This window comes from Pseudomonas sp. Leaf127 (genome assembly GCF_001423155.1).
GTDB classification, from domain to species: domain Bacteria; phylum Pseudomonadota; class Gammaproteobacteria; order Pseudomonadales; family Pseudomonadaceae; genus Aquipseudomonas; species Aquipseudomonas ovata.
On record NZ_LMOA01000012.1, the window covers coordinates 361,535 to 375,041 of the forward strand.

General features: G+C 58.1%; 26 protein-coding genes and 1 tRNA gene. 21 read left to right on the top strand and 6 right to left on the bottom strand.

Going from position 1 to position 13,507, the window contains the following annotated elements; genetic code table 11:
• Positions 1-63 precede the first annotated feature (63 nt).
• The 5 genes from ASF84_RS09400 to ASF84_RS09420 all read right to left on the bottom strand — a co-directional run bounded on the left by ASF84_RS09400 (position 64) and on the right by ASF84_RS09420 (position 3,308).
• Positions 64-978, bottom strand: coding sequence for a hypothetical protein (locus ASF84_RS09400; RefSeq protein WP_056837520.1), 915 nt, complete (start codon positions 976-978; stop codon positions 64-66).
• Entirely contained in the window at positions 975-1,436 is a 462-nt protein-coding gene (locus ASF84_RS09405) for a DUF6932 family protein (RefSeq protein ID WP_056837522.1), read from the bottom strand. The genes ASF84_RS09400 and ASF84_RS09405 overlap by 4 nt, the downstream gene beginning before the upstream one ends.
• Before the next feature lie 200 nt (positions 1,437-1,636).
• Positions 1,637-1,948, bottom strand: a complete 312-nt coding sequence (locus ASF84_RS09410) for a hypothetical protein (RefSeq protein WP_056837524.1) — start codon at positions 1,946-1,948, stop codon at positions 1,637-1,639.
• 52 nt (positions 1,949-2,000) lie between these two features.
• Positions 2,001-2,492, bottom strand: coding sequence for a hypothetical protein (locus ASF84_RS09415; protein ID WP_056837526.1), 492 nt, complete (start codon positions 2,490-2,492; stop codon positions 2,001-2,003).
• Between the two features lie 21 nt (positions 2,493-2,513).
• Positions 2,514-3,308, bottom strand: coding sequence for a LexA family transcriptional regulator (locus ASF84_RS09420; protein ID WP_056837527.1), 795 nt, complete (start codon positions 3,306-3,308; stop codon positions 2,514-2,516).
• 109 nt (positions 3,309-3,417) lie between these two features.
• Between ASF84_RS09420 and ASF84_RS09425 the strand changes: the two genes are divergently transcribed.
• The 17 genes from ASF84_RS09425 (at position 3,418) to ASF84_RS09505 (ending at position 11,390) form a co-directional block, all read left to right on the top strand.
• Complete coding sequence (locus ASF84_RS09425) at positions 3,418-3,612, top strand: Cro/CI family transcriptional regulator (protein ID WP_056837529.1); 195 nt, start codon at positions 3,418-3,420, stop codon at positions 3,610-3,612.
• Between the two features lie 29 nt (positions 3,613-3,641).
• Positions 3,642-3,869, top strand: a complete 228-nt coding sequence (locus tag ASF84_RS09430) for a plasmid mobilization protein (protein WP_056837531.1) — start codon at positions 3,642-3,644, stop codon at positions 3,867-3,869.
• 19 nt (positions 3,870-3,888) lie between these two features.
• A complete protein-coding gene (locus ASF84_RS09435) occupies positions 3,889-4,110 on the top strand; it encodes a hypothetical protein (protein ID WP_056837980.1) in 222 nt (73 codons plus the stop codon).
• A 70-nt stretch (positions 4,111-4,180) separates the two neighbouring features.
• Positions 4,181-4,936, top strand: a complete 756-nt coding sequence (locus ASF84_RS09440) for a phage antirepressor KilAC domain-containing protein (protein WP_056837982.1) — start codon at positions 4,181-4,183, stop codon at positions 4,934-4,936.
• Positions 4,933-5,742 carry a hypothetical protein gene (locus tag ASF84_RS09445; protein WP_442963036.1) on the top strand — a complete coding sequence of 270 codons (810 nt, stop codon included), beginning with the start codon at positions 4,933-4,935 and terminating at the stop codon, positions 5,740-5,742. The genes ASF84_RS09440 and ASF84_RS09445 overlap by 4 nt, the downstream gene beginning before the upstream one ends.
• Entirely contained in the window at positions 5,723-6,511 is a 789-nt protein-coding gene (locus ASF84_RS09450) for an ATP-binding protein (protein WP_056837534.1), read from the top strand. Before ASF84_RS09445 ends, ASF84_RS09450 begins: the two co-directional genes overlap by 20 nt.
• On the top strand, positions 6,508-6,702 hold the full coding sequence (locus ASF84_RS09455; protein WP_056837536.1) for a hypothetical protein: 195 nt from the start codon (positions 6,508-6,510) through the stop codon (positions 6,700-6,702). Before ASF84_RS09450 ends, ASF84_RS09455 begins: the two co-directional genes overlap by 4 nt.
• Complete coding sequence (locus tag ASF84_RS09460; RefSeq protein WP_056837538.1) at positions 6,702-7,112, top strand: phage protein NinX family protein; 411 nt, start codon at positions 6,702-6,704, stop codon at positions 7,110-7,112. Before ASF84_RS09455 ends, ASF84_RS09460 begins: the two co-directional genes overlap by 1 nt.
• Positions 7,109-7,420 (top strand): hypothetical protein, encoded by a 312-nt coding sequence (locus tag ASF84_RS09465; protein ID WP_056837539.1) that lies wholly within the window; start codon positions 7,109-7,111, stop codon positions 7,418-7,420. Before ASF84_RS09460 ends, ASF84_RS09465 begins: the two co-directional genes overlap by 4 nt.
• Positions 7,417-7,644: a hypothetical protein gene (locus ASF84_RS09470; protein ID WP_056837541.1), complete on the top strand. Its 228-nt coding sequence runs from the start codon at positions 7,417-7,419 to the stop codon at positions 7,642-7,644. Before ASF84_RS09465 ends, ASF84_RS09470 begins: the two co-directional genes overlap by 4 nt.
• A complete protein-coding gene (locus ASF84_RS09475) occupies positions 7,641-8,417 on the top strand; it encodes a hypothetical protein (protein WP_056837543.1) in 777 nt (258 codons plus the stop codon). Before ASF84_RS09470 ends, ASF84_RS09475 begins: the two co-directional genes overlap by 4 nt.
• The gene (locus ASF84_RS09480) at positions 8,410-8,856 is read left to right on the top strand and encodes a recombination protein NinB (protein ID WP_056837545.1); all 447 of its coding nucleotides are present in this window, start codon (positions 8,410-8,412) and stop codon (positions 8,854-8,856) included. The genes ASF84_RS09475 and ASF84_RS09480 overlap by 8 nt, the downstream gene beginning before the upstream one ends.
• A complete protein-coding gene (locus tag ASF84_RS09485) occupies positions 8,853-9,581 on the top strand; it encodes a metallophosphoesterase (protein ID WP_056837547.1) in 729 nt (242 codons plus the stop codon). The genes ASF84_RS09480 and ASF84_RS09485 overlap by 4 nt, the downstream gene beginning before the upstream one ends.
• The gene (locus ASF84_RS09490) at positions 9,578-10,210 is read left to right on the top strand and encodes a recombination protein NinG (protein ID WP_056837548.1); all 633 of its coding nucleotides are present in this window, start codon (positions 9,578-9,580) and stop codon (positions 10,208-10,210) included. The genes ASF84_RS09485 and ASF84_RS09490 overlap by 4 nt, the downstream gene beginning before the upstream one ends.
• Complete coding sequence (locus ASF84_RS09495; RefSeq protein WP_236709398.1) at positions 10,207-10,800, top strand: hypothetical protein; 594 nt, start codon at positions 10,207-10,209, stop codon at positions 10,798-10,800. The genes ASF84_RS09490 and ASF84_RS09495 overlap by 4 nt, the downstream gene beginning before the upstream one ends.
• Before the next feature lie 125 nt (positions 10,801-10,925).
• Positions 10,926-11,213 (top strand): hypothetical protein, encoded by a 288-nt coding sequence (locus ASF84_RS09500; protein ID WP_056837550.1) that lies wholly within the window; start codon positions 10,926-10,928, stop codon positions 11,211-11,213.
• 103 nt (positions 11,214-11,316) lie between these two features.
• Positions 11,317-11,390: transfer RNA gene (locus tag ASF84_RS09505), tRNA-Thr, on the top strand.
• 145 nt (positions 11,391-11,535) lie between these two features.
• On the opposite strand, the gene ASF84_RS09510 is transcribed toward ASF84_RS09505, so the two are convergent.
• The gene (locus ASF84_RS09510) at positions 11,536-11,919 is read right to left on the bottom strand and encodes a hypothetical protein (protein ID WP_236709399.1); all 384 of its coding nucleotides are present in this window, start codon (positions 11,917-11,919) and stop codon (positions 11,536-11,538) included.
• Positions 11,920-11,980: 61 nt separating this feature from the next.
• Between ASF84_RS09510 and ASF84_RS09515 the strand changes: the two genes are divergently transcribed.
• The 4 genes from ASF84_RS09515 (at position 11,981) to ASF84_RS09530 (ending at position 13,411) form a co-directional block, all read left to right on the top strand.
• The gene (locus ASF84_RS09515) at positions 11,981-12,304 is read left to right on the top strand and encodes a hypothetical protein (RefSeq protein ID WP_056837552.1); all 324 of its coding nucleotides are present in this window, start codon (positions 11,981-11,983) and stop codon (positions 12,302-12,304) included.
• Entirely contained in the window at positions 12,301-12,654 is a 354-nt protein-coding gene (locus ASF84_RS09520) for a hypothetical protein (RefSeq protein ID WP_056837553.1), read from the top strand. Before ASF84_RS09515 ends, ASF84_RS09520 begins: the two co-directional genes overlap by 4 nt.
• An 85-nt stretch (positions 12,655-12,739) precedes the next feature.
• Positions 12,740-13,033, top strand: a complete 294-nt coding sequence (locus ASF84_RS09525; RefSeq protein WP_056837555.1) for a DUF2829 domain-containing protein — start codon at positions 12,740-12,742, stop codon at positions 13,031-13,033.
• A gap of 3 nt (positions 13,034-13,036) precedes the next feature.
• A complete protein-coding gene (locus ASF84_RS09530) occupies positions 13,037-13,411 on the top strand; it encodes a hypothetical protein (protein WP_156684189.1) in 375 nt (124 codons plus the stop codon).
• Positions 13,412-13,507 lie beyond the last annotated feature (96 nt).

The window sequence follows — 13,507 nt, forward strand, 5'->3', positions numbered from 1 at the left end:
CCATAGCAGAGAGTGAGCCAGATACGAAAAGCCCGGCGCTGGGCCGGGCTTGTGGATCCTGCCTCAGTGAACAGATATCAAATGTCGTTTGAAAACATCTTTTTTCTCTACTGCATCCCAGTATTTCGATGTTTCAACATTGATTTTGGCATGAGACGCAATTTTCAGCTTTTGAACCTGAGCAGTCAATTTGAGTGGGAATCGGATTAAAACTTTGCCTTCGGCGGTGCGCAAAGCAAGTCTTCCAGTGTCCGTGATACCCGCAACGCTACCCTCTATGGTTTCCGGATACTTCTCGGGTTCGTTCACTGTAGCCAGCAACGCCCTGACGCGAGTAATTTCGTCAGGTCTGCCTATCCATTCACGCAATCCTTGAGTGGATTGCCATGAAAACTGCACAGCCATTCCTGCCTTATCAAGACCCCTCATGAATTCACCGAGCTGATTAGCGGAGCGCCCGCCAACCGCATCAACTGCATCATAGAAGTCAGCAGGGTCGGAATTTAATAGGCGAAAGGTCTGATCTAGAGTGGCCTGAAGCAGGCTATCGCCGGTCAGGTCAGGTGATGCATTTCCTGTGATGAAGATGTGGGTGGAACCTGGCGCCAAACCCGCCAGCTTAAAGTTCAAAGCGCTAACGACGTCAGCCGCAACGCCGCGCACTGCATCACGACCATATCGCAGACGATGAGCGGCAAGTTTCCACGATCTTGTCAGCGGGCCGATGGTATCTAAGAAGGCATCCAGGGGTACGGTTCCGTTTGCTCGCGGGCCGATTAGACGAACATCAAGCAATTCACCCAAGGCTGAAACCTGTTCCATGGATGCTTCCCTGAGCGCAATCTGAGCAGAGTCATGCTGATTTTTTGCCGCAAGCTGAAGGAAGAAGTTGCCTGGATCTGCATCTGCCTGGGCCTTGGTTTCGGCGGCAAATTCAACCAGCGAATTGGCGTGATCGCGAAGAAAACTGGTGCTCATAGGGCTATCTCCGCAAATCCTTTAGCTGTGACTCGATCATGGCAAAACCCTAGCATACCTCGCCAGTATGCTTCGCGATGCAATACCCGATCAGGTGCAGGGTTCTCCATATAGAAATCTAAGCTAAAAATGGTTTCTGCGTACGCACGATCCAGTAGCTTTGACACTTCAGCCTTTATCTGCGGGGTTGCATTCTTTTCGTCTACCCATGATGGGCTCCAGAAAATGCAGTCAATATCACTAGGACCGACCTTCTCTGTAAGAAATGATCCATCAAGCCACAGTCTACCGCGCACCCCCGATGCGCGCAGGGTAGCCACCCATAATTTGAGCTTTTCGTAGAGCTCGGCCCTCCGAGAGTCCTTTGGGAAAGGAGCTACAGCGAGGCCATACAGAGCCTCAATGGTCAGGGGGTGTATTCCCGGCTTAAGCAAAGCCGGGAAATCTGGTTTTTGCATCCGGCAAGATTCCATTCATTGATATAGGCATCACCGACTTCCGCCGTTGACTGAAATTTTTTGGCCTTAGGTACCGGTAATTGGCCGTGCCACCTTTAAGCCCTTCTCCTTGACTAGCCGACTTACCCCCGCTCCCGCACAACCCGCCCCACCTTCACCTCATCCGCATACTCTTTAGCTTACGGGCTCTATGCGGCCGGTTAGCGCGATCTTTCTTCCCAGAAGCCCATATCCGGTGCAGCCATCTCGGCCTGGGTGCATTTCGACAGCCTAGCTCGCTCCCTGATCGCCCATTTATATCCACCGGCCTCTTTGGGCCGCCCCTGCATGCGCTGCAAAATGTCGAAGGACTCCAGCATCTGCATCGTGCCGGCGCACTGCCTGATCCGCTCAGGCTCAGTGGTAGGCAGAGGCTTATCCATGATCAACTGGGCGCCTTCCGAAAGCTGGGGAGGCTTGCTTGCGCAGCCCGCCAGCGCAAGCAGCAACGGAGCGATATAGAGAGTTTTCATGGCTTGCCTTTCATAAGTATCCAGATTGCAAAATCTATCCCGTCATCTGCCTTCACTGCCCCATAATCGCCTTGTACCGCTTCTGGTATTCGTCATAAGGCAGGTTTTGCTGCATGAGCTGCTCTATCTGCGCCTCTTGATAGGCCTGCTTGCTGAGCGGGGCGGCAGTGGCGGGAGCGATTGGCGCGGCAGGTGCCGGGGCCTGGACTGGGGCGGCCTGCTTGAGAGGGGTCGCCTTCACTGGCCCGGAGCCTGCACGGGTATATCCGCGCACGGTGCCATCCGGCCCCAGTTTCAAAGCGGTGCTCTGCACCTTTGTGCCAATGCCGAAAAACATGCCGATCCGGGCATAGCCCCATGCCATGATCTGCGAGCCATCGGCCTCATAGGTTCGACTGGTAGGCTCGCCAATGATGCGCACCAGGTCGGCGCCAGTTGTCTTGCCGCTTTCGACCTGGGCCAGTTGCTCCTCGGTGACATAGCGACCACTCGATACGCACGCAGATACAGCCAGGCACGCGGCCAAAATTAAAAACCTGCTCATCAAGAATCCTTTCTGAAACGGTTATAGGTCGCCGCCGCGCCAGATTACCTGGCCGATGATTCGGTGCTCGTTGGTGTCGTTGCGCAGCGGCAGCCGGTCCTCGTTCTCGTCGTTGTCACTTCGAATGATCCAGATTCCCATAGGGCCCTGAATCAGCCGTTTCACGATCGCGCCCTCTGCACCGGCCAAGACGAATACCTGTTTGTCGACGGGCTCCATACGCGACCTGTCGACCAGCAGCACATCCCCATCGTTGATGGTCGGCCACATGCTGTCGCCGTCGGCATAGATGCTGATCAGGTTTTTCGGGTTGGCGCCCCTAGAGCGCAACCAATCGCGCTTGACCGCCAGAGTGGACCTGCTCTCGACATAGGCGTTCTCATACCCCAGGCCGGCTGCTGCCTTGGCGGTGAACTGAGGTATGAGGGCGCATTGCTCGTCAAGATCGAAGCCTGACTCGCCAATGATGGGCAAAGGCGTCTTGATGGCGGTCACGTCGTGATCCGTGGTCGAGCTTGTCGCCGGCGGCAGGGCTTCTGTCATATTTTTGAGGTCATTCGCCAAGCGAGGACTGAACTCATCAATAGGCACTTGGAGATGCTTGGCAAAGACGGAGGCCGCCTTGATGTTCAAGGCTGTTCGGCGATTCATGAAATGGCTGACGGCACCCTGAGAGACGCCTTCCCCTAGGTCGGCGGCGATTTTTTCTTGAGTAAACCCTAGCTCGGGTTTTTTCCTCACATAAATCGCCTTCAACAGGTCGCATTCGCGGATCTGCTCTTCGGTCAGGGGTAGTTTTCGGCTTTCTTTTTTCATGCGTCGATCTTATTACCAGCGGTATTCGGTCAACCAATATCGCCGGTATTGACTCTTAACAATACCGGCGGTCATACTTGACGTGAGTAATTACGTTGAGGACCGCGCCATGCGCCGTATCCCGCTTACCGAATTCGCCAAAGAGCACGGCCATACCAAGGCTGCGCAGATGCTCGGCTGCACTCAGGGCGCCTTGAGTAAGGCCATACGTGTGGCTCGCGACATCTTCGTGATCTGCAACGACGACGGCAGCCTTTCAGCTCAAGAGCTACGCCCGTTCCCATCCCAAAAATCAGCCGCTTAACCACCTTCAACCGCCACAAGGAGCAGCACATGTACGAGTTCGACACCCACAAGCGCAGCGAGGTGAGCAAGGTCCGCTATCGCCCGGATGAGATGAGCCAGTTGCGCCGCGAGGCTGCAATGGCCGGCATGCAACTGGCCACGTACATCAGGAAGCTTTCGATGCTTGGTCGTGAGCTGGGCGCCGCTGAAGTTATCCGCCAGATGAATGGCCTCGACGATCAGTTGCAGGAACAGGAACAGCATAAAACGGCCTGAAGGCCCTTTGGAGGGTCAAGTGCTCGAAAACTACTTCGACTGCCTGGATGTAGGGGCTCAAGAGGAGGTTCGACAGCTTGCTGTAGACCTTGGATGGAGCCTTCAAAAGGCGGCAATGGAATACCTGAAGACGTCGAAATCTCTCGCCGTCGTCAGCAGCGTTGAGCGCATGAAGCGAAAAGCCCCGGTACTGGAAATGGTGCGAGGGGGAACCCCTAAAAAGGGACTCGATAGTGCCTGACTACGAATTTCAGGCAAAAAAAAGCCGGGGTAGTGACCCGGCTCTCTTCAACATCTCTGTGGGACCGATTATGCATACCACACCCCATACAAGCAATACCTTGGCAATGGCCGCTCCACAAAATGCAATGCGCGAAAACGTGGAGCGCACGGTAACGATGAGCAGCACGGAAATTTCTGAGCTGACTGGAAAGCAGCACAAGCATGTCATCCGCGACATCCGGGAAATGCTCGACGAGCTTGAAAAAGATGGTCCAGTTTTGGGCCATGTCAGAGAAGACAAGGACGGTCGGGGCTATACCACCAATTTCCATCTGGACAAGGAGCTGACCGAGACGCTGCTGACCGGTTACAGCATTCCTTTGCGTCGGAAGGTAGTGCGCCGCCTTCATGAGCTTGAAGACAGCCTCAAGCCCCGCGTCATCGCTACTCTCCCTGACTTCTCCAACCCTGCCGCTGCTGCCCGCGCCTGGGCCGAGCAGTTCGAGCTGCAACAGGCCGCCACCCAAGCTCTGGCCATTGCCGCGCCCAAGGTTGAGTTTGTAGACAAGTACGTCGAATCCACCGGCCTCAAGGGCTTTCGCCAAACCGCCAAGCTGCTGGGTGCTAATGAGGCCCGCTTCCGCGAGTTCCTGCTGGACAAGAAGATCATGTACCGCATGGGTGGGGAGTGGCAGACCTACGCCCAGCACATCAACGCTGGACGCTTCGACGTGAAGACCGGCACCAGCGAGACCGGACACGCCTTCAACCAAACCAAATTCACGCCCAAGGGTGTCACCTGGGTGGCCGGATTGTGGGCTCAGTACAAACTGGAGGTCCAATGATGGCCCGCTCTCGGAATATCAAACCGGGGTTCTTCTCCAACGAACACCTGGCTGAGCTGGACTTTGCCACCCGCCTGCTGTTCATCGGCATGTGGACCGAAGCTGATCGGGAAGGGCGCCTGGAAGATCGCCCGCGCCGCCTGAAAATGGCCCTGTTCCCTGCTGACAATGTCGACATCAACAGCATGCTCGATGACCTGGATCATTTGGGGTTCATCAAGCGTTACACCGTGGGCGACGTGAAGGCGATTCAGGTCATCAACTGGACCAAGCACCAGAACCCGCACATGAAGGAAGCCCAAAGCACCATCCCTGAAATGCCCGTCGTAGAAGCTTCCGAGGGAAAGCCTGATGCGAGCACCATACAAGCACCAGACTCGCACAGTTCTTTCCCTGCTGATTCCCTCTCTCTTGATTCCCTTAACCTGATTCCTGATTCCCTCAACCCGTCGCCCGCGCCGGTGGATCGCGCCGAGCTGTTTGCCCGGTTCTGGAAGCTGTATCCCCGGAAGGTGGGCAAGGACAAGGCGGAGAAGGTGTGGGCAAAGCTCAAGCTCACCCAAGCCCTGTTCGACCAAATCCTGCAAGCGCTGGCCAAGCACTCGCTGACACCGGGCTGGACCAAGGACAACGGCCAGTTCATCCCGCACGCCTCGACCTGGCTCAACGGCAAGCGCTGGGAGGACGAGGTAGATCCTCCGACCAATGTTCACCCGTTCCCTGCTGCATCCCGCCACGAAGGCTTCGACAAGCGCGACTACCGCGCCGGCACCAAGGAGAACGCCAATGGCACGTTCCGTATCTGACCTGGGTGACCAGATGGACAAGAAATTTGGCGTCGTCGGTCGCACGCCGGCCAACTGCGATATCCACGGCCCGTTCGAAGCGGTCCTGCTGCGCTCCACTGGCGAGCCTTCCGGCTGCCCGATCTGCGCCCGAGACAAGCGCGAAACCGAGGAACTGGCCCGCAAGCGCTCCGATTTCAGCCGCACCCAGCGCAGCTTGGCCTGCATCCCTCAGCGCTTCGCGAGCAAGACCCTTGCCGGCTACCAGGTCGAGAATGATGGCCAGCGTGTTGCCGCAGCGGCGTGTGCCGATTACATCGACGAATTCTTCAGGCATCGCCGTGCAGGCCGCTGCATGTTGCTGCTGGGAAATGTTGGCACCGGCAAAACGCACCTGGGCTGCGCGATCGTCAACACGCTGATCGACCAGCACATGGTCAAGGCGATCTACCGCACTGTCGGGACGATCCTTGGCGATATTCGCGAAACCTTCGCCAATCAGGTTGCAGGTGCCGAGGCGTACATCATGCGTCAGCTCACCGATGCCGACCTGCTGGTTCTGGATGAGGTGGGCGCCACCAAGAAATCCGAGTTCGAGCTGGCAACCCTGTTCAGCATCATCAACGGTCGCTACGAGCAGGGCCGGCCCACGGTGATCATCAGCAATCTGGCCCCCGGCGAACTGGGCGATGCCATCGGCACCCGCTGTCTTGATCGCGTCCGGGAAAACGCTTGCATCGGTGTGGCGTTCGACTGGGAGTCGTATCGCGGCCGGGAGGCAGCCCAATGACTCAGGCCCAGCGCAACACCGTAAACCAGATGGTCGCAGACGGCTTCCACGTCGTGCTGGCGGCCAAGGACATCGTTCGCCTGAGTCGCGGTGCAGATGCTCGAATTGTCATGGCTGATGGCAGCCAGAAGCGGGCAAACCACGCAGACGGCGTTCTGCTGATGAGCAAATTTCGTAGGGGGAAGGCGTGATGGGCGAATTCGTAGAAGTGAAAACGGCTGAGTTGGTCGGTGCTGCGCTGGATTGGGCTGTGGCAAGGGTCGAGGCGGTGGAAAACCTGGTGCTGCGCAAAGGCCAACCTGCTTTTGAGCGTGATTTCGACCCTGACTGCTGGGCAGATGACCACGACATGAAGCTGTTCAAGTGCTGGCGGTTTTACACACCGTCCACCGACTGGGGCCAGGGTGGGCCGCTGATCGATAAGTTCAAGATCGGGATCACGCATGACCGCCTCGATAAGAAGGGACTGGCCTGCCAAGCAATTCCCAAAGCATCCCCGTTTCCCTCCTATGGCGGCACCACTCTGACCGCCGCATGCCGCGCCATCGTCGCCTCCAAGCTTGGCGAAACCGTATCCATCCCTCGGGAGCTGCTGCCATGACCGACACCAACAAGATGCGCGACCCAATGCGCGAGCAGTTTGAGGTGAAATTTCCAGTTCCTGCTGGTGTGGCCTGGAAGGAAAGCATCGGGATGTACGAAGTGGTTGATGTTTGGAGTTTGAAAAACATCTACACGATCGGCGAACAAAACGCCCGCTGGGAAGGCTGGCAGGCATCGCGCCAGGCGGTTGTCGTTGATCTGCCGGAGACATTCGAGCCGGGTCATGGATGGGACTTGTGCATGGAGGTGGACGAGGTAGTCGCCGCCATCGAGGCCCAGGGCCTGCGAGTGGGGGTGCGAAAATGAAGACGCACTACTGCCCGCATCCACAAGATGAGTCCGAAGAACAGGCCGTTTGCGGGACTTGGCTCGGCGAAAGCAGCAACTTGTCTGGCGATTGGTCTCGCGTGGACTGCCTTCGATGCCTCGGCGGCAAGGGGAAGATATCGCTGTCAGCCGCTGCCGAAGAGGACGCAATCGTTCGGCAGATGGGCGATATGGCGAATTTCATGCGCGAGGTGAAGCCATGACCATCGACACCAAAGAACTGCGCAAGCTGGCTGAGGCTGCAACGCCTCAGAACTTTGATACCGCTCAAGAAAAGATTGAGAACGGGTATATCGAGTGCCCTCATTGTGGCGGCTCAGGCGAGGTTCAGCTTGAGGCTGACTATTGCAATTACGACGGCGCTGCGCTCGGGGTTCAGTTCTACGGCATAGGCGGGGAGTTTGGTGCAGCGGAAGCGTTCTATCGAGCCGCCAACCCGGCCACCATCCTGGCGCTGCTGGATGAGCTGGCTGATCTGCAAGACCTCAAGGCATACGCCACCCTTCCGCTGCGCGAGCGGTGTGCCGAGAAAAAGCAACTCAAGGCCGAGAACGAAAAACTACGCAAGATCATCAGCGACTCAGCCACAGCCTGCGGTGCTGCTGTATCCGTTGAATGCAGCCTGGAGTTCATGGCCATGCTGCCGGGGGAGATTGGGCTGGTGGTTAATCGCCTCAAATCTCAAGTCACCACCTTGCAGGCCGAGCCGAACAGCTACCAGTCGGGCTTCGACGCCGGGCGCCGGTCTTCCGCCGTATATGCCCAAAGTCACCGCAATGAGGCGCTGGCCGTATCCGCGAAGAACGTCGAGTTGCGCGCGGAGAACGAGGCGCTGCGGAAAGATGCTGAGCGGTATCGGTGGCTGCGTGATTCTGAGTACGCCGGGAAGATCCTGCGCGATATGGGCGCCAAGTATCGTGAGGATGCTGACGAGAAGATTGATGCCTCCATGGCCAAGGAGGCCGGCCATGACTGACCTCATGCTCCGCAACGAAAGCGACCGTGCACGCCTGATCGGGTATCTGGCCGGCCTTGACCTGGCCAAGCCGCGCCGCCTGACCATCGTCGAGATCCGCAGCAAGCGCTCTGACGCACAGAACCGCCTGCTGTGGCAGTGGAACGGACTGATCCAGGCTCATCTGCGCGATTCGTTCGGACAGTTGGCCAGCTCAGAAGAATGGCACGAGATCCTGGTGGCCAAGCTCTGGCCGGCCGAGGTTCATCCGGTCCAGCTTCCCGACGGCACCCGCTACCGCGTCGGCCGGGCCAAGACCCGCAAGTTCACCACCCCGCAAATGACCCAGTACCTGGAACTGCTGGATGCCTACTGCGCCGAGCACCTACAACTCCTGCTGCCACACCCCGAGGATTTGATGATGGCGATTTACTGCGAGCGCCGGGGGAGGGCTGCATGACCGTCCTCAAGCGCTTCGAGCGCAACACTGTCGGCCGCGACTTCGCCGTTGGTGATATTCATGGCCATTTCACCCGCTTGCAGGCCGCTTTGGATGCTGTGGGCTTTGATCCAGCAACCGACCGGCTGTTCTCTGTCGGGGACATGGTTGATCGCGGCCCTGAGTCTGAGCAGGTCGACACCTGGCTGGCCAAGCCGTGGTTCCACGCTATTCGCGGCAACCATGAGCAAATGGCAATTGACGCGTATCGGGCAGATTCTGATGGCCGCGCCGCCGGCTTCCACCTGAGGGTTGGCGGTGCCTGGCTCTATGCCCGGTCATCGGTCGAGCAGGCCTGCTATGTCGAGCTGCTGGCCGACCTGCCACTGGTCATCGAAGTGGAGACACCTGAGGGGCTGATCGGGATCGTTCATGCCGACTGCCCATTCCCGTCGTGGACCACGCTGCAAGAGTGGGCTGGTGGTGGGTCGGGTTTCCGCAATGTGGAAGAGGCCTGCCAGTGGTCCAGAAGCAGGGTTGACTTGCAGCAAGACCACGGCGTGGCCGACATCCGGGCCGTGGTGGTGGGTCATTCCGTGGTTCGGCGCCCTGCGGTGCTGGGCAACGTTTACCACATCGACACCGGTGGCTGGATGGATGGCCGCTTCACACTGCTGGACCTGCACACGCTGCAATCACATCCACCCATTGACCCGAAGCTGTCCTGGGACTGGGGTGACGAATGAAGCGCACCGAACTGAAACGCACCGTCCCACTCAAGGCCAGCGGCATAACCCCGCGCACACCCCGCAAGAAGAAGTGCCAGCACTGCGCTGAGGCGTTCCAGCCTTCGCGTACAGGGCAAAAGGTGTGCGGACCTGCCTGCGCTATAGCTGTTGCTCCGAAAGGTCGTGAGCAGGGTCGCAAGGCTCTTGCCGAGATCGACCGCAAAGAGATCAAGGTGCGAAAAGAGGCCCTGAAAAGTCGCTCGGATCACATGCGGGAGGCGCAGATAGCGTTCAACGCATATATCCGGGCCAGGGATCAGGCAGCCGGCTACCCGTGCATATCCAGCGGCCGACCTCTGGACTGGTCCGGCAACCAGACAGATGCAGGCCACTACCGCAGCGTCGGTGCCGCACCTCATCTGCGATTCGATGAGCGCAACTGCCACGCACAAAGTAAGGCCGATAACCGATTCCTGTCAGGCAATGCCGTGGATTACCGCGTCGGTCTTATCGCCCGTATCGGCTTGGAGGCTGTCGAGGCGCTGGAGTCGGATCAGTCGGTCAAGAAGTACACCATCGAAGATTTGAAGGCCATCACGGCGCATTACAGAGCGAAGACCCGGGCAATCAAGAGGACTGCTGCATGATGAATTTGAACTCGGCCCGCGCAGCCTGGCACGACGCGCTCTACACCCCTTGGGACAGCCAGGGCGCCCACATCGAGCAGATCGGCCTGCTGGGTTGCTCAGTGCAAAAGACCGAGAAGTCCGTGAACAGCCGTCACGCCATGCACCAGTCAATGTCTGCGCGTATTCAGCACGCCATCGCCACGCTGCCAGATCACCTACAAGCGTTCGGCAATCACATGTACAGCCCTTTGGCCGGCATTGATGAGAAGGAGGAGGCCGAAGAGCGCGTGCTGCACCTGGCATACAGCCTTGGCCCGAAGATGACAGCCCGCAAATTCGAGAAGGCCCGGTATGTGGCTCAAGCCATACTGCTCAGGTATCGCCGGCTGCACCAGGGCGGGCAGAGCGAAGGCGTCGACCCGCTGCCTACCGTCGAGAAGATGCGGCTGTGGATTCTAGCTGAGTTCGGAGTGGTGCTGGTGGGTGACCAGTGGGCCAGGGACTGGGGGGACTTTGTAGAGCGCTGTTTCGATGCATGCAACCAGCTCGACAAGGCCGCTCTGGCGCCAGTTTCGCGGTCGTTGATGGTGATGAAAGAAGCTGCTTGATCTTTTGTCGGCGTTGCGGCACCATTTCGCCATCTTTACAGTTTTGCCTTCGGCAAACCTTCAGATCAACCCGGCCCTCAAAGCCGGGTTTTTTGTTGCCCCAAGAAAACCACTGAGGAAATCACATGCGTCGACTCTCCGCTTACTTGGGCTTTGCGTTCGCCGCATGCCTGTCCCTGTTCTCGTTCTCTGCCCTGGCCGAGCCGATCACCAAGGCCTACCAGACGGCCTTCGTCATCGCCGAGCCGCACGGCGTCGCGCTCACCCGCATGGAGCTGACCCTGGCCATGTGGCGAACGGGCAGTGATGAAGGGCTAGAGGCCCTGAAAAGTAACCTGCGCGCATCGAGCAACCACTTCGAAATGGTGTCGGTCACGCCATCGCCTGACCGCGATGAGCGACCGGATTGCTGATACGCCTGGAAGCAACTGAAAAAGCCCGTACATGCTGCGGGCTTTTTTGTGCTGCCGAGGAAAGCTCCTGCACTGGCGGGTGCTTTCCCGGATGCATATTTTCGCCGCCATAGCTCAGTAGGCCAGAGCGTCCGCCTTGTAAGCGGAGGGTCCAGGGTTCGAATCCTTGTGGTGGCGCTAATTTCCACGCTGGGATTCATCCATACGAGTGTGGCAATAACCGCGCGCTCCGGCGATAATCCAAGTCCGCATCGATCATCCCTCTGCAAAAGGCGGTGCGGGTTAAACCCAGCTCTCAAGGCTGGGTTTTTTATTGGGCGCGTCAGAATGATTTCTTGGTGAACGTCTCAGGTTCTGACTGGGTGCTTTCGACAGTAAGCTTCGATCCTGAAACCGAGTATGTCAGCCTGGAGTCGCCTTCGGCATACGAGCTTCTCCAACGACCCCAGTCTTGCGTGTCGTTCATGAAGCCACGCCACACTACGGTTCCATTCGAGACCTGGCATTGATACCTGAAGGTATCGCCATCACTGCGGCGATAAGATATCTCTGGATTTCCGCCTGATGCGGTGGCTTTCATGGTCTTGACGTCTCGACCCATTTCTATAGCTATGGCGGCCTTGCATATCTCAGCCTTGGTAAATTCTGCGGCCATCGTATTCATTGCGACCGCTGTCAAGGCCAATGCACCTATCGCTTTTTTCATATCCTTTCCATGGTTGGTTGCTGACCAATCCATATTCGCATGCTAAGCCTTGGAGTAGCGCATGGAGTTTCTATCCCGCCTGCTCGACAAAGCCGAGTGGGCGATTGCTGGACTGATCGGCGCTGTAGTCGCTAGCTGGTGGCACAAGGACGACCTGACCAATATCCGGGCCTGGGTCATCTTCCTGATCACTGGCGCGGCTTGTGCCCTGTACCTCACCGGCATCGTGAGCGACCACTTGGGCGTTACCGAACCCAACAACGTCGCCGGCGTCGGCTTCCTTCTCGGCACATTCGGCGGATCGCTGATGGCCGCCATTCACCGAGCGATCAAGGCTGCTGACATCTGGGCCCTGATCCGGCAGAAGTTCGGGGGTAACCCATGAGCCTGCAACTGTTGAGCACCACCTTCATCGCGCTGATCTCTGCATGGGCTTTCTGGGCAATGCTCAGCAACCGGGTGCGTGACGGGCTGATCGGCAAGGTGATCTATGCCGCCGTGATGATTGCCGGGTTCGCAATCGTGACCCGGGCGGAGTCGATCTACATCACGCCTACTGTGGCTGGTGTCACCTTCCACGCCGCCCTGGCAGCCGCTGGAATGCGCCATGTGTTCATGGTCACCTGCTGGGCCAGGGTCAAGGCTTGGCTTTGCCATTACCTGCGCTGCGAGCACTGCCTTGCCGATCCACGCTTCGGCAGTGATCCGGGCAAGGAAGACCGCCGCAAGCTGTAGCGCTCCACAAATTCGATAACGCCATTTTGTGGCGCGCACATCCACAGCCCTGGCATACGTCGGGGCTTTTGCATTGGAGAAGGGTATGACGCAGGTTCTGAATGAAGGCCTTTCGTTTGGCGATGCCATCAAGGCGCTCAAGCAAGGTCGACGTGTTGCCCGCGCTGGCTGGAATGGCAAGGGCATGTGGCTCGTTCTTGACCCAGGCTCGACAGTAGGTGAGGTGCGTCCCGGTAGCGCCTACCACAAGGCCGGCGTGACCGGCTCGTTCACCATCAACCCGCATATCGACATGAAGACCGCGACCGGCGAAATGCAGCCTGGCTGGCTCGCCTCGCAGACTGACATGCTGGCTGACGACTGGGTAATCTTGGAGTAGATCATGCTTTTTTCCCGATTGGTTCTCGAAATCGACACCACCGCCATTGACACTGCTCGGGCAAAGCTTGCCGATCTGGAAGATGCGTTGCTGCGGGCAAAGGGTGATGCCAGTGCTGTGAGCATTGAGCCTCTGCCAGCGCAGGTAGGCTGCTTCACCATTGACCCACTTGAGTCGGCCATTGATCAAGCGGTGCGACTGATCTCCGAGTGCCAAGGCAATCAGGAAGTGCGGCTGACCGATCATCTTGATCGACTGCTGGCATTGCAGCTCAAGCAACTGAGCGAGCCTGTAGTGGTCGAGCACAGCCAAGTTGGTGACCTTTCGCGCACCGAGGTCAGGTCGGGGCGGGATGGAAGCATCTGCCACAAGGCATGACCAAGAAGAACTGGACCATCACCACCCCAGGCTACAAGCCCTTCCCGATGATCCTCCTTGAAGAGGCGTTGGATCATGCGGGCGCGCTGGCCTATG